The sequence below is a fragment of the Planctomycetota bacterium genome (genome assembly GCA_016125255.1).
Taxonomy (GTDB): domain Bacteria; phylum Planctomycetota; class Phycisphaerae; order Phycisphaerales; family Zrk34; genus RI-421.
In genome coordinates this window covers 37,278-61,579 of the sequence record WGMD01000007.1, presented here as the reverse complement: position 1 = coordinate 61,579, position 24,302 = coordinate 37,278, and the positions used below count along the sequence as shown (strand labels likewise).

The 24,302-nt window shown below is 64.1% G+C and carries 21 protein-coding genes; 9 read left to right on the top strand and 12 right to left on the bottom strand.

Annotated features, from left to right (window positions below):
* Window position 1 precedes the first annotated feature (1 nt).
* The 3 genes from GC162_07970 (at window position 2) to GC162_07960 (ending at window position 3,828) form a co-directional block, all read left to right on the top strand.
* Window positions 2-1,744, top strand: coding sequence for an NADH-quinone oxidoreductase subunit M (locus tag GC162_07970; protein ID MBI1368578.1), 1,743 nt, complete (start codon window positions 2-4; stop codon window positions 1,742-1,744).
* Window positions 1,741-3,312 (top strand): NADH-quinone oxidoreductase subunit NuoN, encoded by a 1,572-nt coding sequence (gene nuoN / locus GC162_07965; GenBank protein MBI1368577.1) that lies wholly within the window; start codon window positions 1,741-1,743, stop codon window positions 3,310-3,312. The genes GC162_07970 and nuoN overlap by 4 nt, the downstream gene beginning before the upstream one ends.
* A gap of 72 nt (window positions 3,313-3,384) precedes the next feature.
* A complete protein-coding gene (locus GC162_07960; protein ID MBI1368576.1) occupies window positions 3,385-3,828 on the top strand; it encodes a hypothetical protein in 444 nt (147 codons plus the stop codon).
* A gap of 100 nt (window positions 3,829-3,928) precedes the next feature.
* Here the strand turns inward: GC162_07960 and GC162_07955 are convergent, their stop codons facing one another.
* The 5 genes from GC162_07955 to GC162_07935 all read right to left on the bottom strand — a co-directional run bounded on the left by GC162_07955 (window position 3,929) and on the right by GC162_07935 (window position 8,314).
* The gene (locus tag GC162_07955) at window positions 3,929-5,185 is read right to left on the bottom strand and encodes a multicopper oxidase domain-containing protein (GenBank protein MBI1368575.1); all 1,257 of its coding nucleotides are present in this window, start codon (window positions 5,183-5,185) and stop codon (window positions 3,929-3,931) included.
* Window positions 5,186-5,210: 25 nt separating this feature from the next.
* Entirely contained in the window at window positions 5,211-6,647 is a 1,437-nt protein-coding gene (locus tag GC162_07950; protein ID MBI1368574.1) for a hypothetical protein, read from the bottom strand.
* Between the two features lie 28 nt (window positions 6,648-6,675).
* Window positions 6,676-7,518, bottom strand: a complete 843-nt coding sequence (locus GC162_07945) for a hypothetical protein (GenBank protein ID MBI1368573.1) — start codon at window positions 7,516-7,518, stop codon at window positions 6,676-6,678.
* Window positions 7,519-7,522: 4 nt separating this feature from the next.
* Complete coding sequence (locus GC162_07940) at window positions 7,523-7,900, bottom strand: hypothetical protein (protein ID MBI1368572.1); 378 nt, start codon at window positions 7,898-7,900, stop codon at window positions 7,523-7,525.
* 78 nt (window positions 7,901-7,978) lie between these two features.
* Complete coding sequence (locus tag GC162_07935) at window positions 7,979-8,314, bottom strand: hypothetical protein (protein ID MBI1368571.1); 336 nt, start codon at window positions 8,312-8,314, stop codon at window positions 7,979-7,981.
* 81 nt (window positions 8,315-8,395) lie between these two features.
* Between GC162_07935 and GC162_07930 the strand changes: the two genes are divergently transcribed.
* Together GC162_07930 and GC162_07925 are read left to right on the top strand one after the other, a co-directional pair.
* Complete coding sequence (locus GC162_07930) at window positions 8,396-9,232, top strand: TSUP family transporter (GenBank protein ID MBI1368570.1); 837 nt, start codon at window positions 8,396-8,398, stop codon at window positions 9,230-9,232.
* Complete coding sequence (locus tag GC162_07925) at window positions 9,229-9,639, top strand: DUF1634 domain-containing protein (GenBank protein MBI1368569.1); 411 nt, start codon at window positions 9,229-9,231, stop codon at window positions 9,637-9,639. Before GC162_07930 ends, GC162_07925 begins: the two co-directional genes overlap by 4 nt.
* Here the strand turns inward: GC162_07925 and GC162_07920 are convergent, their stop codons facing one another.
* The gene (locus tag GC162_07920) at window positions 9,640-11,391 is read right to left on the bottom strand and encodes a hypothetical protein (GenBank protein MBI1368568.1); all 1,752 of its coding nucleotides are present in this window, start codon (window positions 11,389-11,391) and stop codon (window positions 9,640-9,642) included.
* Between GC162_07920 and GC162_07915 the strand changes: the two genes are divergently transcribed.
* Window positions 11,320-12,864, top strand: a complete 1,545-nt coding sequence (locus GC162_07915) for a cytochrome ubiquinol oxidase subunit I (GenBank protein ID MBI1368567.1) — start codon at window positions 11,320-11,322, stop codon at window positions 12,862-12,864. The genes GC162_07920 and GC162_07915 overlap by 72 nt on opposite strands.
* A 1-nt stretch (window position 12,865) precedes the next feature.
* A complete protein-coding gene (cydB, locus tag GC162_07910) occupies window positions 12,866-13,882 on the top strand; it encodes a cytochrome d ubiquinol oxidase subunit II (GenBank protein ID MBI1368566.1) in 1,017 nt (338 codons plus the stop codon).
* Here cydB and GC162_07905 read toward each other — a convergent pair.
* From GC162_07905 to ilvD, 3 genes are all read right to left on the bottom strand, one after another.
* Window positions 13,876-15,168 (bottom strand): hypothetical protein, encoded by a 1,293-nt coding sequence (locus GC162_07905; protein ID MBI1368565.1) that lies wholly within the window; start codon window positions 15,166-15,168, stop codon window positions 13,876-13,878. The genes cydB and GC162_07905 overlap by 7 nt on opposite strands.
* Window positions 15,169-15,307: 139 nt before the next feature.
* Window positions 15,308-15,607, bottom strand: a complete 300-nt coding sequence (locus GC162_07900) for a hypothetical protein (protein ID MBI1368564.1) — start codon at window positions 15,605-15,607, stop codon at window positions 15,308-15,310.
* Between the two features lie 107 nt (window positions 15,608-15,714).
* A complete protein-coding gene (gene ilvD, locus GC162_07895) occupies window positions 15,715-17,397 on the bottom strand; it encodes a dihydroxy-acid dehydratase (protein MBI1368563.1) in 1,683 nt (560 codons plus the stop codon).
* Window positions 17,398-17,520: 123 nt separating this feature from the next.
* On the opposite strand from ilvD, the gene GC162_07890 reads away from it, so the two are divergent.
* Together GC162_07890 and GC162_07885 are read left to right on the top strand one after the other, a co-directional pair.
* A complete protein-coding gene (locus tag GC162_07890; protein ID MBI1368562.1) occupies window positions 17,521-18,348 on the top strand; it encodes a TIM barrel protein in 828 nt (275 codons plus the stop codon).
* A 30-nt stretch (window positions 18,349-18,378) separates the two neighbouring features.
* A complete protein-coding gene (locus tag GC162_07885; protein ID MBI1368561.1) occupies window positions 18,379-19,383 on the top strand; it encodes a gfo/Idh/MocA family oxidoreductase in 1,005 nt (334 codons plus the stop codon).
* 196 nt (window positions 19,384-19,579) lie between these two features.
* Here GC162_07885 and GC162_07880 read toward each other — a convergent pair whose 3' ends face one another.
* The 3 genes from GC162_07880 to GC162_07870 are packed head-to-tail and all read right to left on the bottom strand — an operon-like array spanning window position 19,580 to window position 24,254.
* Window positions 19,580-20,689 carry an FAD:protein FMN transferase ApbE gene (locus GC162_07880; protein ID MBI1368560.1) on the bottom strand — a complete coding sequence of 370 codons (1,110 nt, stop codon included), beginning with the start codon at window positions 20,687-20,689 and terminating at the stop codon, window positions 19,580-19,582.
* Window positions 20,643-21,971 (bottom strand): 4Fe-4S binding protein, encoded by a 1,329-nt coding sequence (locus GC162_07875; GenBank protein ID MBI1368559.1) that lies wholly within the window; start codon window positions 21,969-21,971, stop codon window positions 20,643-20,645. The genes GC162_07880 and GC162_07875 overlap by 47 nt, the downstream gene beginning before the upstream one ends.
* 9 nt (window positions 21,972-21,980) lie before the next feature.
* Complete coding sequence (locus GC162_07870) at window positions 21,981-24,254, bottom strand: FAD-dependent oxidoreductase (protein MBI1368558.1); 2,274 nt, start codon at window positions 24,252-24,254, stop codon at window positions 21,981-21,983.
* Between the last annotated feature and the right edge of the window lie 48 nt (window positions 24,255-24,302).

Here is a 24,302-nt window from a genome sequence, read left to right as displayed (position 1 = left end):
TATGGATTTGGCAATGATTCACACGCTTGGCGCGGCGGGGGGTTCGTGGGTGTTGCCCGCGATGGTGCTCGTCCCGCTGCTGGGCGCGCTGCTGCTGATCGGATCGCCCGAGGGCCGCGACGGCATGTATCGCGGAACGACGCTGCTGACGACGCTCGTCGTCCTGCTGCTGGGGCTCTGCGCCGCCGGTCAGTTCGATTGGGCGCTGACGCCGACCGCCGACGCGCCGTATCAGCTCTCCAGCGCCGCGCCGTGGGTCGAAATGCTCGGCGTGCGGCTCTCGTTCGGTATCGACTCGGTCGCGCTCTGGCTCGTCCTCCTCACCGCCGTACTCATGCCCATCACCATCCTCGGCTCCTTCGGCGACGATACCCGCGGACGCACCCGAGAGTTCTACGCCTGGCTGCTCGTCCTTGAGTCGGCCCTGCTGGGCGTGTTCACCGCGACGGACGTGATCCTCTTCTACGTGTTCTTCGAGCTGACGCTCGTGCCGCTGTTTTTCCTGATCGGCATCTTCGGCTCGGGCAACCGTCACTACGCTGCCATGAAGTTCTTCGTCTTTACGCTTACCGGCTCGCTGCTGACGCTTGCGGCGGTGATCTACGTCGCTTATTTCAACGCCGCTCAGACGGGCTTCTGGACCTTCAACATCCCGCAGCTCACCGAGGCCGCCAAGGCCATGTCGAACGTCAATGTGACGATCCACATCCCGGCGATCCTCTCGTGGCTCCCGCTCGTTCCGGCCCAGATCGACACGACGGCCCAGCATCTTGTCCTGGCGGGCCTGCTGTGCGGATTCGCCGTCAAGGTCCCGCTGTTCCCCGTGCATACATGGCTCCCCCTGGCACACACCGAAGCGCCGACGGCCGGTTCAGTCGTGCTGGCGGGCGTGCTGCTCAAGCTCGGCGGATACGGTCTGTACCGTTTCGCCCTGCCGATGGCCCCCGTCGCCGTGCTGGACATGGCCCCGACCATCGCCGTCTTCTGCATCATCGGCATCATCTACACCGCCCTGATCTGCTGGGTGCAGAGCGACGTCAAGAAACTCGTCGCCTACTCGTCCGTCAGTCACATGGGCTTCTGCATCCTCGGCCTCTTCGCCCTCAACACCGCCGGCGTCGGCGGGTCGGTCATGTACATGATCAACCATGGACTCTCCACCGGCGCGCTCTTCCTGTGCATCGGCATGATCTACAACCGGTTCCATACACGCGAAATGGCCGAACTGGGCGGCCTCGGCAAACGTATGCCCGTCTGGTCCTCGTTCTTCGTCTTCTTCTGCTTCGCCAGCGTCGGCCTCCCCGGACTCAACGGGTTCGTCGGCGAATTCCTGACCGTCTTCGGCACCTACACCAGCTCGCAAGTGCTGGGCATTCCCTACGCCGCCGTCGCTGCACTGGGCTTCATCTTCGGCGCGATCTACATTCTCTACATGGTCGGCCGCGTCGTCATGGGCCCCGTCAAAGACGCGCACGGCTCGCACGCTCACGGACATGATCACGGCCACGGCCCCGTCAGCGATCTGAACCTCCGCGAGATCGTCACGCTGGCGCCCCTGGCTGTCGCGTGCCTCGTGCTCGGGCTTTATCCCACGCCGATGCTGCGGAGCTTTGAAGGTTCGATCGATCGCACGACCGGCCCGGTCCGCGCGGCGATGGAGTATCGCGCGGCGCATCCGACCCTCGGCGACGCCACGCCGGCGACCGATGCGTCGCATGTTTCGATCGTGGAGGCGGCGCGATGATTGAGATGAGCATGGCCACCAAGATTTCCACCCTCTGGCCCGAGATCGTCGTCACGGCCGTCGCCTTCGCCGTCATGATCATCGGACTGAGCCCCACCGAAGCCGTCCGCCGCGCCACTTATCCGATCAGCGCGCTGGGCCTGCTCATCGCCGCCATCATGGCCGCCACCGCCTCGCCCGCGGCGACCTCGTCCATGGCCGTCTTCATGAAAGTCTCCATCTGTCTCGTCGGCCTGGCGCTGCTCGTCGGCGCCGCGGAGACGCCCGACGAGGCCAACGCTTCGCTCCCCGGCGCGAAATTCAACCCCGCCGACGCCTCCCGCGGCGAGTTCTTCGGCTTCCTGCTCCTTTCGCTCGTCGGTGCGATGCTCTGCGCGGGGGCGGATGATCTGGTCTGGCTTTTCCTCGCCCTCGAACTGACGAGTCTGCCGACCTACGTCCTCGTCGCCACCAGCCGCCGCAATCTCAAGGCCCCCGAAGCCGCGGTGAAATACTTCTTCCTCGGCGCCATGTCCGCGGCGATTTTCCTCTATGGATTCGCCCTCATTTACGGTGCGACCGGCACCACGTATCTTAATCAGATTCACGTCATCTTCGCCGAAGACGGCATCTCGACCATCGGCCTCGCCGGCCTGATCATCGCCGTCATCGGCGTCTGCTTCAAGATCGCCGCCGTGCCGATGCATACCTACGTCGCCGACGTGTATCAGGGTGCGGCGACGCCGGTGACCGCGTTCCTCGCCTTCGTGCCCAAGGCCGCGGGCTTCCTCACGCTCATTCTCCTGCTCGACGCGGTCGGCTGGATCGGCGCACATGACACCGCCGCACTGGGGGCGCTGTTCTGGGTGCTGGCCGTCCTGACGATGTTCGTGGGCAACACGCTCGCGCTCCTTCAGAGCAACGTCAAACGCGTCCTGGCCTACTCCTCGATCGCGCACAGCGGATACATGCTCATCGGTCTCGTCGCCGGCCCGGGCACCGACGTCGGCACGTCGCCCGCACGCAACGGCGTCGCGGCGGTGCTGTTCTACATGGTGGCCTACGGCGTGATGAACCTCGGGGCGTTCGCCGTGCTGGGTCTGCTCAAGCGCTCGGGCGAGGAAGCCGAGTCGTTCGATGATCTGCGCGGCCTGGCGCGACGCCGCCCGCTGCACGCGGCGATCATGGCCCTCTGCGTCCTGTCCCTGGCGGGCATCCCGCCGCTCGTGGGCTTCTGGGGCAAGCTCTACATCTTCGGCGCCGCCATCAGCGCCGGTTACATCTGGCTCGCCGTGCTGGGCCTGCTCAACTCCGCCATCGGCGCGTTCTACTACCTCCGCATCATCGCCACCTGCTACCTGACCGACCCCGACGAGGCGGTGAGCATCGAGGCGCTGCCGTCGCGTTCGCTGGCCGCCGTGGCGTCGGCGATCGGCGTCATCGTCCTCTCGCTGGCCGCCGGAGGGCTCGTCGAAGCCAGCCATCACGCCGCCGACGCCTTCCAGTACCGCCCGCACGTGCACACGCCTGTTCAGGCCAAGCCCGTCGCTCCGGCCGCTGCCCAGCCCGTCGCCGAACTGCCCCGCTGAGTCCGCCGCCTTTGGGCGCATCATGATGATGCGCGTCCGCACCTCGCCCGGTATAATGTCGGCCGCACCCCGATTCCGGAGTCGCCCGTGCCATCCGCCAGTCGCATCTTCGTAGCCGTCTCCACACCCTGGGCCAGCGATAAGCTGTACCTGACGATTCGCGACCTCGCCGATCGTTTGAGCGCCACCGTCATTGTCGCCCACGTCGCCCGACCCACCGAAGAAGACGAATCCACCGATGACACCCGCCAGCGCGGCGAACAGACCCTCGCGTCGCTGACCAGCCGCCTCGCCGAATCCAACATCCCCGCCGAAGGTCTGCTCCTCTACGGCGACGACATCGGCCGCGCCATCCTCAACGCCGCCGAAGCCCAGAACGCCACGCTCATCGTCCTGGGCCTCTCCGGCAAAGGCCGCGTCGCCCGTCTCCTCGCCGGCGACATCCCCCAACAAATCGTCCGCGCCGCTCACGTCCCCGTCCTGCTTTTCCCCCCCGACTGGTCCGGCACGATCTGAGCAAAGCAGGCCTCAGCATTCAGCCCTCAGCATTCAGCCCAAAGCCGCGGACTGAGGCCGCCACGCGCCGAAGCCCCGGAAATACACATCGTACGCGCGCTTACCCATCGACCTTCCACGCCTGTGTGCCTTTGGGGTATTCGTACCAGCCCGGGTCACCGCCATCACGTGGGAGTTGGTCGCGGACTTTGAGCATGGTGAACATGCCGCCCATTTCGAGGTTGCCGTAGGGGCCTTCGCCCGACATCATCGGCAGGGTGTTGGCCGGGCCCTTCATGTGACGCGCGTGGTCCTGATGTTCCGCCATGCCTTGCTGACCCATCGCCATGTAGCCCGGCAGCAACGCGCGCAGCTTCTTTTCCAGATCGCCTTCGCGCTGATCGACGCCGATCATGTTCGGCACGTCGTGGCCCATCGCGTTCATCGTGTGGTGCGATTTGTGGCAGTGCATGATCCAGTCGCCCGGCGCGTCGGCGACGAGCTCGAAATCGCGCGTCGCGCCAACGGGTACGGGAACCGTGGTCATCGGCCACTGGGCCGTCTCGGGAATCGGCCCGGCGTCCGTGCCCGTCACCTTAAACTGGTAGCCGTGCAAATGAATCGGGTGCTGATCCATCGACAGATTCCCGAAGCGCACGCGCACGCGCTCGCCAAGTTGTGCAAGCAGCGGCGAAGTCCCCGGGAAAACACGGCCGTTGAAGGTGAACGTGTTGAAATCGAGCATCACGTTCGGGTCCGGCCGATATGCGCCGGGCGGAACCATCCATTCGTGCAGCATGATCGCATAATCACGGTCGACTTTCCGTTCCGGCTTCTTCGGGTGAATGATGAACATGCCCATCATGCCGAAGGCCATTTGCGTCATCTCGTCCGCGTGCGGGTGATACATCTGCGTGCCGTGCTGGCGCAATGTGAACTCATACACCCATGTCTCGCCCGGCTCGATCTGCGGCTGATTCAATCCGCCCACGCCGTCCATCCCGCATGGAAGCAACAAGCCGTGCCAGTGAATCGTCGTGTGCTCCCCGAGCTTGTTCGTCACGAACAGACGCACGCGGTCGCCCTCGACCGCTTCGATCGTCGGCCCGGGCGTCGAGCCGTTGTAGCCCCAGCATTTGACCTTCATTCCCGGCGCGAATTCCTGTTCGATCGGCTCGGCGACGATGCGGAACTCCTTGACGCCGTCGACGATCTTGAACGGCATCGTCGAGCCGTCCACTGTGACGACCGGCGTGTAGCGGTCGTCCTTGTCGCCATGATCCTCGTGTTTGACCGGCCCGTCGTTCGCCTCGGCCGCCTCGGCGCGGCGCAGCATCGCGCCGCCGGTCATGGCGGACAAAGCCGTCGCTCCCAGCATCCAGCGTCGTGTGGGATAAGTCATATCAATGCTCCTTGTCGTGATGATGTTCGTGTGCTGCGGCGTCCGACTCGTCCTGCGCCTTCGTCGGCGGTGTCGCATCGGATTCGACCGTGACCGGCCAACCGACCGCGCGCTCAAGCTGCGCGTGCGCGATCCAGTAATCGCGCATCGCTTCGATCGATGACTCGTACGCTTCATACTCCGCTTCGCGCGCGGCGATGACCTCAAAAATGCCGCTCAGCATGAAGTTGTACCGCCGCTGCGTTTCACTCACGATCGACGTGCGCAGCGGGATGAGCACATCGCGGTATTGCTGCGCCGCCGCGTGCGCCAGTCGCAGTTGATCGAGCGCGGTCGTGATCTGCGACTCGATGCGGCGGTCGATCGCTTCGAGCTTCCGCTGACTTTGCCGCAGGCGGGCGACGACGCGGGCGGTTTCGGGCTGACCCTGATCGAAGATCGGCAGCGTCACCTCGACGTGCGGGCCGACCACCCATGTGCCGTCCAGATCATGCTCCGCATTCGGCCCGACCGACATGGAGGACAGCCAGCCCCAATCCTTCTGCACGCCCAACGCGTCGGCGAGCATCGTCACTTCGTCCGCCGCCGCCTGTCGATCGAGTCGATGGTCATGCGCCATCGCGAAGAGCGCCGCCGCGTCGGCCGTCGTGTCCGGCGCGGCGAGTTGGTCGGCTGTGGTCCACTGCGTCTGCGTCGCATCGAGGCCCATCAGTTCCTGCAAGCGCGCCCGCGCCTGCGTGACCTGCGAAGCGCGCTGCGCCGCCGTCAGATGCGCGGTGGTCCGGGCGTCCTGCTGCCGGCTCAGGTCCAGGTCCGACACGTTGCCCGCGCCGTGCAGGCGCGTCATCAGCTCGAGCGACAGGTCGGCGGCGCCGGCGATGGCGTCGCGCATCTTCCGCCGCTGCTGTGCGGCGACAAGCTCGTAATACGCCTCACGCACCGCCGCAACGTGATCGAGCACGACGTCCGCCACATGCGCCTGCGCCATACGCCATTGTGCCTCGGCCATCCGCTTGCGCGGCCCGATCATCAACAGGTCCAGAAAATCCGCCGCCAGACTCATCTCCGCATTTGTCCCGCTCCCCGCGGTGGGCCAGCGCACCTGTGCCGCGAGCACGGGGTTCTTGAGCAGCCCCGCCTCGACGAGATTCGCCTGCGCGACGCCCAGCTCTTCGTACGTCGCCTGTAGCTCCGGCGAGCGCAGCAAAGCGATTTCGACGGCCGCCTCGCTTGTCAGCGGCTCTTCGAGCAATTTTGCGAGGGCGTCATCGACTTGCGAGTCCGCCGCCGTGTCCTGCCGCCAGCGCGTTTCGACGCCGGCGCGGTCGTGCACCATTTGCGTGACGTTCGTCATCGCTTCATGCGTATCGACGGTCGCGCAGCCGGCGATGAACATGGTCGCAGGCAGGGCGAGCGTGATGAAATGGGATCGATTCATGAGGGATTCCTTGTGTGGCCCGTTGCGGTCAGAACAGCAGGCGCAGTCCGAGCGTCACGACGAATTTCGCTTCCGGTCGATGATCAAGGTCCTGCCATGCGGGCAGCGACACCGACGCTTCGAGCGCCCAGTTGCGGCCTTCGTACATCACGCCGGGGGCGAGGAACAGCTCGTTGTCGCCGTTGGTTTCGTAGGTTCCGTGCGCCTCGGCGATGGCATACCACGCGCCTTTGGTGTCGGCGGCGTAGGACTCGGGGGCAAGGCGATACAGGTAGGCCAATTCATAGTTGACGATGTCGGCGCTCGAATCGCCGGCACGGACGGGGTTGGGACGCGAGCCGGTGTTGAACTTATAGCGAGCGGCGGCGTTGAAGCCGTGACGTCCCTTGATCTGCGTGTAGACGACGCCGAGCATCGGGTCGAAGGAATCGGACCCGAAGGGGGCTTTGCCGGTGCGCAGGTCCAGTCCGGTGACGAGGCCGAGTCGCGCGGTGTCGATCGGGCCGGTGTCGTTTTGCCAGATGCGCTTTTTGACCATGACGTGCAGATCGCCGAAGCCCTCGTTCTTGCCGCCGACGCCGGGGTTCGGGCTGTCTGTATCGCGGAAGAGGACGGGGGCGCGAAGCATGACGACGGTGTCCTTGGTGAGCCCGTAGGCCAGATCGGTCAGGAGCATGGTGTCATCGACGGTGCGGTCCAGGCCGGTCGGGTCGTTTTCGTAATGGGTGAACTCGACGAGCTGTCGGACCATGAGCACGCCGGTCGAGGGCTGCGCGGCGGTGGGGGTATGCACGGCCTGCTGGGCGATGGCGAACGACGACATGAGCGCGACGGCGAGAAATGCCGTCGCGCCGTGGAATGGTGAACGCATGAAATTACTCCTTAGTCCGGGGGTGAGTCGTTGAAGCGCCGCTTTCGTCGATCTTCACGAGCGTGAAGCCCGATTCGATGACGGCATGGGCCAGCGCGGCCTCGGTGGGCGGGTCGGTCGGATTGACGGCGACGTCGATGCGCCCGTCCTGCAGATTGGCGAATACGCCCGTCACGCCATGCACCCGAAGCAACTGCTTGTCGACATTCGTCGCGCACAACGGACACGACATGCCGTGCACGACCATCGTGACGCCCAGCGGCGATACCGGCGCCTGCGAGTAGGCAGGAGCCGATTTTGCGGTCGTCGGCGTCGACTGACAACCCGTGATCATTAACGCCAGCGCGACCATCGCGCCGGCGGACCATGTTGAACATGACATATCGAAAACCCTTCTGTTTGCGGGAAAACGGAACGCTTTGACCACGATCAGCGCGCAATCAGGGCGCGAAGGTCGCGATCAGTTCCGCCAGACGCACAGAAGGGACTGCCGGTCGGGTGATGTGGCAGGGGGGCACGCAAGAATCGGCAGCGGGTCGCACGAAGCGGTCAGGGCGAACAGGCCGGTCGCCGCGACGGGAGGCATGGCCAGAATATGACGGGTGTTTTCATTGTTGCCGTCGCGCTGGGCGGGCGTGCGATCCGGCGCGGGTTCGCTCGGCTTCGCCTCGCACTTGCACGCATGCATGCAGCAGGCCTTCATCGGCCCGCAGTCCGGCTGCGTTGACGGCGCCGCCGCAGCCGGGAGCACCAGCGATTGCATGAACAGTGCGATGACGAGCAGGCATCGGAGCATAAACGCATTATTCAGCGGGCGCCGGCGAAAGTCCAGCGTCGGCGGTTTGCATGTCCGTTCGCGTTCCGATAGCGTCCGGGCATGACGCCGCTCGCGTTCATGCTCATCACATTCGTCATCGCCGTGCTGGCGGGCGTTTTTGGCGCGATGTTCGGCCTCGGCGGCGGCGTCATCGTCGTGCCGGCCCTGACGCTGCTCATGGGCATCGATATCCGTTACGCCATCGGCGCTTCGATCATTTCCGTTATCGCCACCAGCAGCGGGGCGGGCGCCGCCTACGTGAAGGAACACCTGACGAACTTTCGGCTCGCGATGTACCTGGAGATGGGCACGACGATCGGCGCGCTCATCGGCGCGACCGTCGCCGGCCTCGTCGAAACGCGCTGGCTCACCATCATCTTCGCCGCGCTGCTGACCTACACCGCCTTTGCCATGTGGCTGCACGGGCGCGACGAGCCGGAGGCGTCGCCGAAGCTCGACGGCCTGAGCCGCCGGCTCGATCTGCGCGGCTCGTACTACGATCCGGCGATCGGTTCGCAAGTCGAATATCAGGTCAATCGCACACCGCTCGGGTTGTTCATGAGCATTTTCGCCGGGATTGCCAGCGGTTTGCTCGGCATCGGCGGCGGCACGATCAAGGTGCCGACGATGAACATGCTCATGGGCGTCCCGCTCAAAGCTTCGTCGGCGACGAGTAATTTCATGATCGGCGTCACCGCCGCTGCCTCCGCCGGCGTCTACTTCGCCCGCGGCGACATCGACCCGTTCATCACCGCGCCCGTCCTCGTCGGCGTCCTTGTCGGATCGACCCTCGGCGCCAAGGTCATGCGCCGCACGCGCAGCTCGCTGCTTCGCGCGGCGTTCAGCGTGGTGCTCGTCATCGTCGCCGCCCGGCTTTTCATGGGGGCCCTCAAATGACCGAGACCACCACGCCCGATTCCCCCGTCACGCGCGCCGAAATGGTGCTCTCGCGTCTGTTACGCGCCGGCGTCGTCGCGTCGATGATCATCGTGCTGATCGGCGTCCTCGTCATGTTCGCCCGACATCCGTCGTTTCTCAACGACCCCGCGGAGACGCAGCGCATGACGTCGACCGATGCGAAGTTCCCTCTGACGATCGGACAGGTGGCGACGGACCTGGTGCATTTTCAGGGCCGGGCGATCGTCGTGCTGGGGATTTTCGTGTTGATCGCCACGCCGGTAATGCGTGTCGTCGCGACGATCGTGCTCTTCGCCAATCGGCGGGACAAGTGGTTCGCGCTGATGGCGCTGTTCGTCCTGATCGTACTGCTTCTGTCGTTCGCACTGGGCAAAACGGCGGGATAATTATGCATTTCGCATGCACGCCGCGATGGCTTCGGCGGCTTCGGCGCCGGGGTGGTGGCCGTCGAATTGAGTGACGACCTGTTTGAGCGCGGCGATCTGGCGGTCGCGCTTTTTGGCGTCGTCAATGAGCGAGACCAGTTCGTCGACGATGGGCTCGACGTTCTTTTGGCCGTGCAGCCAGGGCACGAATTCGCGGACGATATGTTTGTCCGGCTCGCGATGCGGGCCGCCGGCGGCGATGAGGTTCGGCAGGGTGAACGTGCCGGTGTTCATGAGCCAGCGCCCGACGCCGTGCCAGCTTGCGGGATTGACGCGGTAGAGGATCGCCATGGGCTTCAGATGGCGCGTCACATGCAGCGTCGCCGTCCCCGACACGCTGAGCACGACATCCGCCCACGCCAGCGCGGCGTCCATCTGTTTAACGACGATGCGCAGCCGCGGATGAAGCGCTCCGCTCATGTCGCGAATGCGCTGTGCCCCGGCTTCGTCCGCCGCCGCGATGACGCCATGCGCATCCTCATACTTGGCCAGCAGCGACTCGAACACGCGCTGCATGATCGGCCAGTTGCCATTGACTTCCCCCGCGCGCGAGCCGGGCAAGAGTGCGATGTGCGGCCGACCCTTGGCGTAACTGACCGATTCCCAACCGTGAATCTCGGTATCGAGCGGGTGATCGAAAAGCGGATGTCCGATGAACTGCGCCTTGACGCCATACGGCTCGAACCACGCCGGCTCGAACGGCAGAATGCACAGCACGCCGTCCGACCACTTCTGCAACCGGCTCACGCGCCACGAAGCCCATGCCCATACCTGCGGCGCGACCAGGTGCATCACCTTCGCACCCGATGAACCCCATTGGCGCTTGACCATCTTGCAGATCGCCCAGTTCGCGGCCGGCGAATCCGTCGGCACATGGATCGCCACCGGATGCGCCGCGAGCCAGGCCGCGAGCCGCTTGAGCCGCGCCCGATGCTCCCATGCCTTGGTGATCACGCCCGCCCCCATCGCCGCGCGGTCCACCGTCGATTCGATCAGCGTCGCCCCGGCTTCGGCCATCTTCGGCCCGCCCAGCGCGTAAATCGGCACCTCCGGTTTGAGCAGCCGCAGCGCCGTTATGACCGGCGCGGCATGCTCATCGCCGCTGGGCTCAAAGGCCGTGAATAAGATGCAGGGAAGGTCGTCGCCCATCAGTTCGTGCTCGTGATCGTTCTCGTATATCGTAATCGAAACAGAAACTCGAAACCCGCAACTAGAAACCAGAAACTCGAAACCAGAAACCCCATGCAGCGATCCGAACAAGGCGGCATCATCATCTCCTGCGACTTCTGCGGCACGGACTGGGATCCGTACGCGGATGCGAATGTCAATCCGATGGTGGAAGGTCATCACGGTTCGGTGATCTGTCTGTCGTGCGTCAAGCTGGCGTTGCCGAGCTTGTCGACCCCGTCGGGGCCGTATCGGTGCACGATGTGCATTCAGGACGATCTGCCGGTCGATCGTCCGCGCTGGTTTCACCCTTCGCCGACGCCCAGCGCAGGACTGAATGATCATGCGATCATCTGTCGCGATTGTCTTTGGCAGGCGGCGGGGAAGTTCAGCAAGGACCCCGATGTCGATTGGCGCTGGGATCGGCGCGACAAGACGAAGGTGTAGCTCACTGGATCGCAGCGGGAAGTGCCGATGTTCACGCTTGCCCAGTTCGACGTCGTCTGGCTTTCGCGGCTCCAGTTCGCGCTGACGATCATGTTCCATTATCTGTTTCCCCCGCTGACGATCGGCATGGGCGTCGTGCTCGTGTACCTCGAAGGACGATACCTCAGGACGCGCGACCCGGTCTATCACGCGGCGGCGAAATTCTGGACGCAGATCTTCGCGCTGAATTTCGCCATCGGCGTGGCGACGGGCATCGTGATGGAGTTCGAATTCGGCACGAACTGGGCGGTGTACTCGCGCTTCGTGGGCGACGTGTTCGGGTCGGCGTTGGCGGCGGAGGGCATCTTCGCGTTCTTTCTGGAGAGCGGATTTTTAGCGGTGCTGGTATTCGGATGGGACCGGGTCGGGCCGCGGATGCATTTCTTTGCGGCGCTGATGGTGGCGCTGGGCAGCGTGTTTTCATCGGTGTGGATCGTGGTGGCCAATAGCTGGCAGCAGACGCCGGCGGGGCATCATGTGGTCGAGATGATGCGCGACGGGAAGGCGTGGATCGTCGGCGGCATGCCGGTGATGCGAGCGGAGGTCGTGGACTTCTGGGCGGTGGTGTTCAATCCGTCGACGCTCAATCGACTGACGCATGTGCTCATCGGCTGTTTCATCATGGGGGCGTTCTTCGTGATGAGCATCAGTGCGTGGTACATCCTGCGCGGTCGGCACACGGAATTCGCCCGGCGCTCGTTCAACGGCGCGCTGCTTTTCGGGACGATCTTTTCGCTGGCCGCGCCGATTTCGGGGCACTTCAACGCCGACATGGTCGCCGAGCAGCAACCGGCGAAACTCGCGGCTTTTGAAGGGCATTTCAAGACCGGCCCGGGCGATCTGCACCTGTTCGGCATTCCCGATGAGGCGTCGCAGGATGTTCACGCAGGCGTGGCGATTCCCGGCGGGTTGAGCTTTCTGGTGCATGGCGATTTTCACTCGCCCATCGACGGACTCGATCGGTTCAAACCCGATGATCGCCCACCGGTCGGCGTGAGCTTTTTGAGCTATCACCTCATGGTCGCGCTGGGCACGGGGTTCGTCGGCCTGACGCTGCTGGCTACGTTTCTGCGCTGGCGCGGCACGCTCTTTGACCATCGCTGGCTCATGTGGGTCTTCGTCTTCGCAGTGCTCGGCGCGGTGGCGGCGAACGAGTTGGGTTGGGTGGCGGCGGAAGTGGGGCGGCAGCCGTGGATCGTGCATCCGCCGGTGCCGCGCGATGCGAGCGGACAGTTGCTGCTCGATGCGGAGGGGCATGTCGCCTACGACCCGATGCAGGGACTGCGCACACGCGACGCGGTGAGCCGATCGATCAAGGGTGAAGAAGTGCTCGCGTCGATTGTCATGTTCGGACTGATTTACGGGCTGCTCGGCGCGGTCTGGCTGTACGTCCTCAATCACAAAATCCAACACGGTCCACCCCCGGAACTGGAACCACACGTAACTGAAAGTCTCCTCGATGCGGCGGCGGCGCTGGCTTCGCATGGCGCCTCGCTGACCGAGGCGCATGACGCCGACGCGGAGGGCCGCTGACATGGACCTGAACGTGATCTGGTTCATCCTGCTGGGCGTACTGCTGAGCGGTTACGCCATTCTCGACGGCTTCGATCTGGGCGTCGGCATGTTGCACCCGCTGGCCCGCACCGATGCGGAGCGGCGCGTCTTCATCAATTCGATCGGTCCGATCTGGGACGGCAACGAAGTCTGGCTCGTCACGTTCGGCGGCGCGCTCTTCGCCGCGTTTCCCGAGGCGTATGCCACGATATTCTCGGGGTATTACCTGGCTTTCATGTTGCTGCTCGCGGCGCTGATCTTCCGAGCCGTGTCGCTGGAGTTCCGATCGAAGGTGCATTCGCCGGCATGGCGCGGCTTGTGGGACTGGGCGTTCTGCGGGTCGAGTCTGCTCGCCACGCTGCTCTTCGGCGTCGCGGTGGGCAACGTCATGCTCGGCCTCCCGCTCGACGAGCGCGGCGTCTACACCGGCGGTTTCGTCGATCTGCTCGGCGCGTATCCGCTGCTCGTGGGCCTGCTCGCCGTGTCGATGTTCGCCATGCACGGCTCGATCTATTTGTGCCTCAAGACGGAGGGCGAACTTCAGAAGAAGATGCGCGAGTGGATGTGGCACACGTGGGGCGTCTTCCTCGTGCTCTACATGCTGACCACGATGTACACGCTCGCCCGTCTGCCCGGGGCGATCGATCACTTTGATGCGTACCCGTGGGCGGCGCTGATCGTCATCGCCAACGTCGTTGCCGTGGCGAACATCCCCCGGGCGCTGTATCACGACCGGTACGGACAGGCGTTCGTCAGTTCATGCATCACGATCGCGGCGCTGGTGTGCCTGTTCGCCTTGGCGCTGTTTCCGAATCTGGTGCGGTCGTATCCGGAGCCGGGCAACAGTCTGACGATCTACAACGCCGCATCGAGTCACAAGACGCTCTCGATCATGTTGATCATCGCGGGCATCGGTCTGCCGTTCGTGGCGACGTACACGTTCGTGATCTACTGGACATTCCGAGGGAAAGTCAGGGTGGACGAGCACAGTTACTGATCGGCATTCGTCGGCGGCGTCGGGGTTTTGGAATCGCCGAAGAAAGTCGGCTCACCGGGCAGCAGCTTGGGGTCGTCGGCACGGTGTTGCTGAGCGAGGGCGAAGGCATCGTCGACGGCCTGCTGAATCTGGTCGATCATCGGGCTGATCTCGGCGACGATGGCGGTCCGGTCGACGATGTGCAGGACGGTGTCGCTGTCGAGAATCTTGCGAAGTCCCTCGCCGGTGATGCCGTCCTTGGATTCGATGATCGCCATCAGGTCGGGATCGGCCTTGAGCATCTCCATGGCTTTTTGAACGGTCGGGCGTTCCTGGATGGCGGCGACGGCGGGGTGATTGGCGAAGGCGTCGCGCGCGGCCGGGTTGTTGAGCACGATGAGCACTTTTTCAAAGAGCGAGAACACGCGGATGTCGCGCATCGGATTGACCGCGCTGGCGATCTGCCCGACCGCACTTTCATGTGCGGAGTGCGCGATGGCGACGACCGCTTGGGCGGCGGGGTTCGGCGCGGCGTCGGGCTCCTGTGCGGCGGCGGCGCCCGCGGCGGCGATGGGCTCCAGCGACAGAATCGACCAGATGATCAGAAACCCCAGCAAAGTGCCCTCGAAAATGCCCAGACACGCCCCGAGCGGCCGGTCGAACGGACGCCAGTGCGGCTTGCGCTTCATCCACTGCCCAATGCCCATCTGAAGCAGCGCGGTGGCGCCGATCACGATGACGACGGCGAAGAGTGCGATGCTGATCATGCGATTGGTCATGCCGGTCGTGCCGAGGATCGACGCGGTCAGACCTTCGAAGGCGCGCCCGAGCGGCGCGGCGAGAAGCGCGGCGGCGATCAGTCCGCCGAACACCGCGGCGACTTTGCTCGCGCCGAACCAGTAGCCATTGATCATCGCCAGCAGGACGAAAAGGAAGAACAGCCCCGTGACGAGATTGCCCAAGAGAAGCGTCATCGCGGCGATGACCGTCATACCGCCCAGCACGCTCCACTTGAGTGCGGGCATGTCGAACGATTCGGCGTCGCCTGTCGCGCTCACGCGGGCGCTGGTGCGCCCGTGCGACGTCGGCAATGATGGCAACGCTCCGGGCAATTCGCGCATCGGCGTCGGGGGCCCGTCATCGAGTGCGGCGAGGTCGGCCATGAGATGCATCGGCTTCGGCCCCGGCTGCGGCGCACGCGGAATCTTCAGCACCGTCCCGCAATCGGGACATTTGCATCGCCGCCCGGCGTCCTCATCGGGCACGCCGATCTTGCGATGACATTGTGTGCAGACGAAGCGGATCACCGGTCACCTCGAATCGCGCTGGCCTCCGCGCCCATTTTACCGAGGCGGCGGCGGAACGGCGCGCGAATGCGACAATTGGTTAGACGCTGCGGATATTACGTGGTTTCCGAGTAATTTTCGATTTTCCTCGGACCGGCGATTACGATGCGTCGCTCGTGTCGGTGCCGAGCAGGAAAACTTCGCAGCCGGTCTGGATGTCGCTCACGTCGACATTACGCGGCAGAAAAAACGCGTAGGGATCCGCGGCGTTGTACGGAGAGGTCAATTCGATGCCGCCGATGCGGGAGGTGATGGGCTCGCCATGCGGCGGGCGCAGTTCGATGGCGTCGCCGACATGCAGCTTCATCGGCAGATCCTTGACGCATCGATTCGTGATGAGCACGGTGGGCCGACCCCGCCGGGTGACGACCTCTTCGATCTTGAAAAGGTATCGGGGCATGGCGATGGGGCCTCCATGCTGATTGTAGCGCCCGTCGTTCGTGCTCGTACTCGATAGCTCGAAACCAGAAACTAGAAACCAGAAACCGGACGACGAGCCACGTCGTTTCAGCTTGTCACCGCGCCGTCGCTGGCGGAGCGGACGGTGAGGGCGTACTTTTTGAGCACGCCTCGGGCGACGCGGATTTCGGGTTTCTTCCACGCGGCTCGACGTTTGGCCAGCTCCGCATCATCGACGTGAACGGTCAGCGATTTGGCGTCGCCGTCGATGGTGATCGAGTCGCCGTTCTGAATCAGCGCGATCGGGCCGCCGACCCATGCTTCAGGCGCGACATGTCCGACGACGAGTCCGTGGGTCCCGCCGGAGAAGCGACCGTCGGTGACGAGGCCGATGTCTTCGCCGAGTCCCTGACCCACGAGCGCGGCGGTGACGGCGAGCATCTCGCGCATGCCCGGTCCGCCGACGGGGCCTTCGCCGCGGATGACCACGACGTCGCCCTTCTTGATCTCGCGTTTCTGAATGGCGGCGAAGCAGTCTTCTTCGCAGTCGTAGACTTTGGCGGGGCCGGTGATTTTGTGCGTCTTGAGACCGGCGAGCTTGGCGACCGCGCCTTCGGGGGCGAGGTTACCGTGCAGGATCGCGAGGTGACCTTTCCTGCTCATCGGATTCTCAAACGGCTTGACCACCACCTGCTGCCGGGCGAACACGCTGGGCACATCCGCCAGATTCTCCGCCAGCGTCTTGCCCGTCACCGTCATGCAATCGCCATGCAGCAGCCCTTTGTCCAAGAGCGCCCGCAGCACGGCCGGCGTCCCGCCGACGCGGTGCAGGTCGTACATCACGAATCGCCCGCCGGGTTTGAGGTCCGCAATGTGCGGCACCGTCTCGCCGAGCCGGTCGAAGTCGGCGAGCGTGAACTTCACTCCCGCTTCATTCGCAATCGCCATCAGGTGCAGCACCGCATTGGTCGAGCCGCCCAGCGCGATGACGAGCGTCACCGCGTTTTCGAGCGACTCTTTCGTGACGAGCGACTTGGCGGTGATGCCTTTTTCGATCATCTTGCACAGCGCTCGCCCGGCGGCGAAACATTCGCGATCCTTCGCCGCGGTTACGGCGGGATTGGAGGCGCTGTACGGCAGCGAAAGGCCCATCGCTTCGATCGCGCTGCTCATGGTGTTGGCCGTGTACATCCCGCCGCACGAACCGGCGCCGGGGCAGCTCGAGCACTCGACCGCGTGGACTTCCTTCTCGTCGATTTTGCCGGCCTGGTACTGACCGACGGCTTCGAAGATGCTGACGATATCGACGTCCTTGCCATGCGGGCCGACGCCGGGCATGATCGATCCGCCGTAGATGAAGATGCCGGGCACGTTGAGCCGGACCATGCCCATCACGCAGCCGGGCATATTCTTGTCGCATCCGCCAATGGTCATCACGGCGTCGTGGTTCATCCCGCCGGAGACGACTTCGATCGAGTCGGCGATGACTTCGCGCGACACGAGCGAGTAGCGCATGCCCTGATGGCCCATCATGATTCCGTCCGACGCCGTCGGAGCGCCGAAGCGCTGCGGCAGACATCCGCCGGCGTAGATGCCGTTGCATGCTTCGTGCACAAGGCGATCGAGATGGACGTTACAGGGCGTGATGTCAGACTGGAGATTCGCCACGCCGACGATCGGGCGGGAAAAGTCATCGTCCTTGAAACCGACGGCCCGGAGCATCGCACGCTGGGGGGCGCGGCTCATGCCGGCGGTGGTCATCTGGCTGTGCTGATTCAACGATTGGCTCATGGCTGACTCCTTTGCAGCGAGTCGAATAGTTTAGCGGATCGGGTCGGCGGGGGCTATCGCGGTGGACACTTTGGCGTGATTCGGGCATAATGGCGGACCCGCCGCACCTTCTGGAATCGTCGCATGTCCATGGCCAATATCTCCGATCGCCTGGCGGTGTGCAGTTGGTCGCTGCAGCCCAAAAGCCCCGGCGAACTCGCACAGAAGCTCAAGACGATCGGCCTGACCCGCACGCAGCTCGCCATCGATCCCATCCGCCGCGGCGGCGAATGGGCCGACGGCTTCAAGAAGCTCGACGATGCCGGCGTCACCGTCGTCAGCGGCATGTTCGAATCCGTCGGCGAAGATTATTCCACGCTCGATTCGATCAGGCGCACCGGCGGCATCGTGCCCGATGAAACTTGGCCGCAGACCTTCGAGAACTTCAAGGTCATGGCTCCGCTCGCACAGAAGGCCGGTCTCAAGCATGTCACCTTCCACGCCGGCTTCCTCCCGCACGAGACGCACGATCCCAATTACGACAAGCTCACGACCCGCCTCGTCAAAGTCGCCGATCTGTTTTCGGATCACGGCCTGACCTGCTGCCTCGAAACGGGACAGGAGGAAGCGCCGACGCTTCTGAGCTTCCTTCAGACGCTCGACATGCCCAACGTCGGCGTCAACTTCGACCCCGCCAACCTGATTCTCTACGACAAGGGCGATCCCATCGACGCGCTCGCCAAGCTCATGCCCTTCGTCCGCTCGTGCCATATCAAGGACGCGACGCGCACCAAAACGCCCGGCACATGGGGCGCCGAAGTCGTCGTCGGCACGGGCGAAGTCGACTGGCCCGCGTTCTTTGCGACGCTTCTGGCGTCCAAGTTCACCGGCACCCTCGCCATCGAGCGCGAAGCCGGCGACCAGCGCGTCCAGGACATTCGCACCGCGCGGCAGTTCGTGCTCGGGCTCTAATCACAATCCGGTTGATCAAGGACATCGCACATGGTTCGCATCGGTATCATCGGACTCGGCTTCATGGGGCGCATGCACATCGGCGCCTACGAGAAGATCGACGGCGCCAGACTCGTCGCCGTCGCGGATAAGGATGAGAAGCGTGCGCAGGGCGATTTCTCCGGCGGGTGGAGCAATGTCGCCGGCGCCGCGGAAAAACTCGACATGACCGGCATCACCGGCACGACCGACTTTCACGAACTGATCACCAGCCCCAACGTCGACATGGTCGACATCTGCGTGCCGACGCCGTTTCACGAGGAGCTCGCCGTCGCCGCGCTCAAGGCGGGCAAGCATGTGCTCTGCGAGAAGCCGCTGGCGCTCGATTCTGGCGCCGCGCAGCGCATCGCCGACACCGCCGCCAAGTCCAAGGGCATGTTCATGCCCGCCATGTGCATGCGCTTCTGGCCCCAATGGGTCTGGCTCAAAAAAGCCATCGACGAGAAGCGCTACGGCGTCGTGACCGGCGCGGTCTTCCGCCGCTGTGCCTCCATGCCCCCCGGCTGGTTCAGCAAGGGCGACCTGTCCGGCGGAGCCATTCTTGATCTGCACATTCACGACACCGACTTCGTGTTCCACCTCTTCGGCAAACCCGACGCCGTGTTCAGCCGCGGATACTCCAAAACCAGCGGGAAGACCGATCACATCGTGACGCAATATCTCTATGACAAAGGCCCGCGCCTCGTCAGCGCCGAGGGCTCGTGGTGCATGGCCGACGGATTCGCCTTCACGATGCGCTACACCGTCAATTTCGAAAAAGCCTCCGTCGATTTCGACATCAGCCGCGAAAATCAGCTCATCCTCTCGCACGCCGGCAAGTCGGAGAACATCACGCTTGATGGCGACGGCTACGCCGCCGAATTGGCGTACTTCATCAACTGCATCAACAAAGGCGAAAAACCCACGCTCGTCACCGCCGCCGACGCCGTCACCGGCCTGCGCATCCTCGAAGCCGAGCAAAAGAGCATCGACACCGGCGCCCCGGCGAAGGTGTAACGCCGCGACCTCCCCTCCCTTTCAGGGAGGGGCTGGGGGAGGGTGAGACGTATCAGTCGAAGCGCGATCGTTTTATGATGCGCGTGCGTAGGCTGCATTGTTCGGCTGATGCGATTCACCCCCACCCCGCCTCCCCCTCGAAGGGGGAGGAGCAGAACGCCCCCGAAGCCCACGCTTTTTAAGCGTGGGTCCGCCTCTACCGCATCGCCCCGCGCTCCTTCACATCGCGCTGCCACACCGGCGACCGCACCACGCGCATCGCATCCCCCTCGCGCACGACGAACAGCGCCGCCAGCCCATGCTCCTCCGCGAACCTCGGCCCCTCCACCGGCCCCATCACCATCAGCGCCGTCGCCAACGCATCCGCCATCGCGCACGAGTCGTCCACCACACTGACGGACGCCAGATCGTGTCCGATCGATTGGCCCGTGCGCGGGTCGATGATGTGTGTCACGGTCTTGCCATCGACCTCGCGGAATTGGCGATAGTCGCCGGACGTTGCGATCGACTGATTCTTCAGTTCTACCGTGGTCATGACCTGTCGCAAGCCGACAATCGGCGCTTCGATCGCAATGTCGTGAACCATGTCTCCCCACACCCGCACTTCGCCGCCGATCTCGACCATACCGCCGGTCATCGGCCTTGCGTCTCGAATCTGCTCATAAACCTGATCGACGGCATAACCCTTGGCGATTGCGGACAGATCGATTTCGGTTTCTGGATCAAGCTTACGCAGCATCGATGGTTGAATAGTCACCTCGACTTTCGTGTAACCGATGTGTGTTGGGGCATCGCGGAACGTCACATACGAAGGCGCGTTACCGACCGTGAGTGAATTCGGCTCCTCGTCGAGTTGCCACAATTTCGTAACACTGCCGACGGTCGGATCAAAAGCCCCCCCGGTCATCTCCGCCAGTTCACACGAGCGACGGACCAGACTTGCAAGCTCGTCTGGCACGGCGAATGACGATTCATCATGTTGGGTGTTAAACCGCGCCAGTGTCGAGTCGCTGCGCCACGTCGAACACAGCGCATCGATTTCTCGCATTCGTCGCTCGGCCACGAACATGGCTGTTGGGCCAAAATAGTTGGAACTGTCCGACCAGTGCAGCACCATGTGCCAAGTCGTGCCGAATATCTGTCCCTCATGTTGTGTCACGGGGGCTTCGCGGCTGTCAAAGAACATGAAGGCGAGGTATCCGATCGCCAACAGAAGACACACACCGACGATTAATCCGACGTTCAGCCAGAAATCGGTTTTACCACGGTGCGGCGCTGCTGAGGATCCATGTGTGGATCGGGACATACCAGAAGTATAACGAGGCGGTGAGGATCAGCAGGAGTCCGGCGGCGGCGTCGCGGCGGGAGAAGTGGTCGGCGTGGCCGTGGGAGCGGGTGAAGTCCAGGAGTGCGCCGGTGGGGCAGCCGTATTTGCAGTAGGCCTGCGGGATGACGGCGGCGGCGGCGAGGCCGAGGAGGGCGACGACGATCGTGGCCCAGCCGGCGTCGCGGACGAGGAAGGCGTCGAAGGGTTCGAGACTTGCCAAGTTGATCGGCAGGCCGAGCATCGTCGTGAGGATGACCACCACTAAAAGCAGCGGGGGGAGCCAGCGGAGCTTCTCGCCCGCGCCGTGCGGCACCTTGACGCGCCAGGGCACGAGCTTGCCGACGAGTTCCTGCGCCGCGCCGAAGGGGCAGATGTGCGAGCAGTAGAGCTGCCGGCGCGTCGTCCATGGCACAATCAGCGCGGCGGCGACAAGCACGACCAATCCGGGGGCGGTGCGCCATGCGGCGCCCGACGCGGCCCAACCGGCGAGCAGCGACTGCGCGATCAGGTCGCCGGTGTAGAAGCCCACGTAGCCGATGATCAGAATCTGAAAGCCCCGCCGGAGATACCACTTGCCGCGTAAATGCGTGAACGCCAGCAGGCACGCGAGCACGACGACAACGGCGAGGCCGATATCGTTGTAGTCCCATCGGAATTTGTGCGTCGCGCCGGATTCGTTGATCGACTTCTTGGAACGGAAGACGAGCCCGTCGGCCACGGCCATGCTCGTCATCGTCGCGCCGCTGACGCCTTCGATGCCCTCGGCCTGAAGATTCAATTCGGCCAGGTCGTTCCACTTGCGCCCGTCAAAGCCCTTCATGAAATAGTCGTCGAGCGTGACGTTGTGGACGTGCTCATGCGTGTCATGGCTGGAGCGGAGGCGGATGCCGATGACCTTGTCATCGTTGTCGAGGACGACGAGCGTATCGGTCGAGCCGGAGTACCCGATGACGGAGTCGCTGACGGGCGAAGTGCGCAGGGCGTAGCCGATCTTGTTGCCCGTGCTGTCATAGACGAAAAGCCCGCGGCGGGTCGAGTCGTCGGCGACGAGCACGGCGGCGTCGGGCAACAGCGCCCGGACTTCCGAGACGACGATCGGCGCATCGCCCTGCACGCGCAGGCGGACATGATGCTGATAGATGATCCATGCGATGAGGACGAGCACGGCGACGCGATACAGGCGCAGCGCGAGGGAGCGCCCGCGGCTTGGCCGAACGCCGCCGGGTCGCTCGCCCGGTTGGATCACGTTGAGGCGGGTCATGCCGATAGCTTACTTCACCGGGATGATCTGCACCGCATCGGCATGAATGGTTCCGCCGGCGTCCTTGGCGGTCGCGGTCACCGCGCCGACTTTGCCGGCTTCGAACGCATACGTGCCCAGCGAGATGAAGCCCTTGTCGAGCGGGGGCTTTTGGGTTTCGTCGATGAGCGTCGTCTTCGATCCGTCGGCGCTCTGGACGGTCACGGGCGCCTTGGTCGCACGGTTTTCGTGTTCGGAATACTTGTAGCGCACTTCATACTTGCCGCTCGTCGGGACTTTGATGTCGAAGCGGATCGAGGCCTCGGGATCGGAGCTGTAGAGATACGCGGAGCCGACGTAGGGTTTAAGCCCCGTGCCCGAGCCCCACTTGCCGGTCTTTGTCGCGGCGGCGTCATCGATGACGGTGCCGGCGAGCTTCGAGGTGTCGAGCGAATCGCGCACCACATCCGGCAGCACCGGGGCGCCTTCGGGAATGTAAATCGGCCCTTCGACCGTATCGCGGCGGGCGGCGCCCTTGAGGTTCAGCAGCTTGTCGAGTTCGGTCCAGTACGAGTGATACACATCGCGCGGCGTGCAGTCGTGAAGCACGCACAGCGACGCCGCCTTGCCGACGACTTCGCCCATCATCCCGCACGTCTTCATCACGCGCGTCGTGCCCAGCGCTTCGTGCGTCACGCTGATGTCGCGCCCCGCCATGAACAGATTGTCGATATTCCGCGAGTAGAAGCAGCGGTAGGGGATCGGGTAGCCGTAGTTGCGATCGACCGCGTGGTTCATCTTGGCGATCGAGATGAACGGATCATCGGGGTACTTCTTGGCGTACTGCTGCTTGGGGCAATGCAGGTCGATGGACCATGTGCTCGGCACGCAGCCGTCGGGGAACTCGCGCTTGGAGATGATGTCGTCTTCGGTGAGGATCACGTCGCCGAGCAGGCGGCGGGACTCGCGCGGGCCGCCGATGTAGGCGATCCAGTCCAGCGTGGCGGTCTTGTGTTTGTCCGCCCCGTCGCCGTTCTTCATGGCGTTGAACGCGCCGTACACCGCGCGCAGATTCCAGTCGCGCACATATTCCAGGTCCGTCAGCGGATCGCGATCGAACCCGCCTTCCCAGAACCACTGCCCATGATGATTCTGCGGATAGGGGAAGTCGGCCATGTTCAGATCAAGGGCCCAGGGCGTCTTGGGGAACGCGTGCTCCTCGTCATGCTCGGACCAGTACCACATGTTGCTCATGCCCATGTGGCCCTTCTCGGTCATGTCGAAGTCGGCTCCGGCGAGTCCGCCGATCGTGCCGTGCCCGGTCGTGTCGGCGAAGAGCTTGCCGGTGAAGCGGCGGACGGCGCTGGAGTCGGTGGCGAGGGCGATCACGGCCGTGATGCGATTGCCTTTCTTCTCCACCTTGTAGGCGTGATGATTGAGGAAGAGTTTGATGTTCTTCTCGGCCCGGACGACGGCTTCCTTCTTGGCGTCCTCGAATTCCTCATACGTGCCGGGCGATTTCTTGGCGCTGTCGGCGAACTCCTCGACGATCTCGCCGATCGTCGGATATTTGCCGCGTCGGATCAGACCCTGTGCCCACACGCGCACTTCGCTCGATCCGTTACCGCCGAGCACGGGGCGATCCTGAATGAGGGCGACCTTGCAGCCCATGCGAGCCGCGCTGATCGCCGCGCCCATGCCCGAGTATCCGCCGCCGACCACGACCAGATCGAACGGCCCTTCCTCGATGGGTGCATCGGAGAGCCCGAGCAGCTTCTTGCGCCATGCGGGGAGAATCGTTCCTTCGTTGGGCGGGGCGTCGTTGTCGTCGGTGGTGAAGTAGATCGCATCGGCCCGGCCGTCGAAGCCGGTCAGGTCATGCAGCGTGATGACGGCGGATTTGTCGGTGATGGTGAACTTGCCGCCGTCCTGCCAGAACCAGTCGGCGCCTTCGGTGCCGAAGGTCGTGTCGGAGGGTTTGCCGTTGACGAGCACCTGGAACTTACCGGGCGCGCCGGGGGCTTTCCATCGGGCGACCCAGTCCTTGGTGCGGACGTACATGTGATATGTGCCGGGGGCGGGGAAGGTCACGGTCGTCGTCGCGTCGTCGACGGGTCGGCCCATGCCGTGCGCGAGCATGTAGGGCGAGCCCATGATTTCGATGAACTGCGTGTCGAGGCACCACCCGCCGGGCTTCTCGAAGCTCTCGGCTTCGACGAGCAGATGGTCCGCCGCATGCAGCGGGGCGGCGGCGAAGAGTGCGACGAGGCAGAGAAGCCACAGCTTCAGGCGATTGGATTGCATGAAAAACTCCTGGAGGAACCTTGACGGTGGATATTCAATAGTAGCGGG

Bases quoted from the DNA above. Each gene is read 5' to 3' on its own strand.
- GC162_07890 (MBI1368562.1), top strand. From the start codon at position 17,521: ATGTCCATGGCCAATATCTCCGATCGCCTGGCGGTGTGCAGTTGGTCG.
- nuoN (MBI1368577.1), top strand. From the start codon at position 1,741: ATGATTGAGATGAGCATGGCCACCAAGATTTCCACCCTCTGGCCCGAG.
- cydB (MBI1368566.1), top strand. From the start codon at position 12,866: ATGGACCTGAACGTGATCTGGTTCATCCTGCTGGGCGTACTGCTGAGC.
- GC162_07955 (MBI1368575.1), bottom strand. From the start codon at position 5,185: ATGCTGGGAGCGACGGCTTTGTCCGCCATGACCGGCGGCGCGATGCTG.
- GC162_07925 (MBI1368569.1), top strand. From the start codon at position 9,229: ATGACCGAGACCACCACGCCCGATTCCCCCGTCACGCGCGCCGAAATG.
- GC162_07970 (MBI1368578.1), top strand. From the start codon at position 2: ATGGATTTGGCAATGATTCACACGCTTGGCGCGGCGGGGGGTTCGTGG.
- GC162_07920 (MBI1368568.1), bottom strand. From the start codon at position 11,391: ATGGAACATGATCGTCAGCGCGAACTGGAGCCGCGAAAGCCAGACGAC.
- GC162_07930 (MBI1368570.1), top strand. From the start codon at position 8,396: ATGACGCCGCTCGCGTTCATGCTCATCACATTCGTCATCGCCGTGCTG.
- GC162_07935 (MBI1368571.1), bottom strand. From the start codon at position 8,314: ATGCTCCGATGCCTGCTCGTCATCGCACTGTTCATGCAATCGCTGGTG.
- GC162_07940 (MBI1368572.1), bottom strand. From the start codon at position 7,900: ATGTCATGTTCAACATGGTCCGCCGGCGCGATGGTCGCGCTGGCGTTA.
- ilvD (MBI1368563.1), bottom strand. From the start codon at position 17,397: ATGAGCCAATCGTTGAATCAGCACAGCCAGATGACCACCGCCGGCATG.
- GC162_07885 (MBI1368561.1), top strand. From the start codon at position 18,379: ATGGTTCGCATCGGTATCATCGGACTCGGCTTCATGGGGCGCATGCAC.
- GC162_07875 (MBI1368559.1), bottom strand. From the start codon at position 21,971: ATGACCCGCCTCAACGTGATCCAACCGGGCGAGCGACCCGGCGGCGTT.
- GC162_07870 (MBI1368558.1), bottom strand. From the start codon at position 24,254: ATGCAATCCAATCGCCTGAAGCTGTGGCTTCTCTGCCTCGTCGCACTC.
- GC162_07945 (MBI1368573.1), bottom strand. From the start codon at position 7,518: ATGCGTTCACCATTCCACGGCGCGACGGCATTTCTCGCCGTCGCGCTC.
- GC162_07900 (MBI1368564.1), bottom strand. From the start codon at position 15,607: ATGCCCCGATACCTTTTCAAGATCGAAGAGGTCGTCACCCGGCGGGGT.
- GC162_07880 (MBI1368560.1), bottom strand. From the start codon at position 20,689: ATGTCCCGATCCACACATGGATCCTCAGCAGCGCCGCACCGTGGTAAA.
- GC162_07915 (MBI1368567.1), top strand. From the start codon at position 11,320: ATGTTCACGCTTGCCCAGTTCGACGTCGTCTGGCTTTCGCGGCTCCAG.
- GC162_07950 (MBI1368574.1), bottom strand. From the start codon at position 6,647: ATGAATCGATCCCATTTCATCACGCTCGCCCTGCCTGCGACCATGTTC.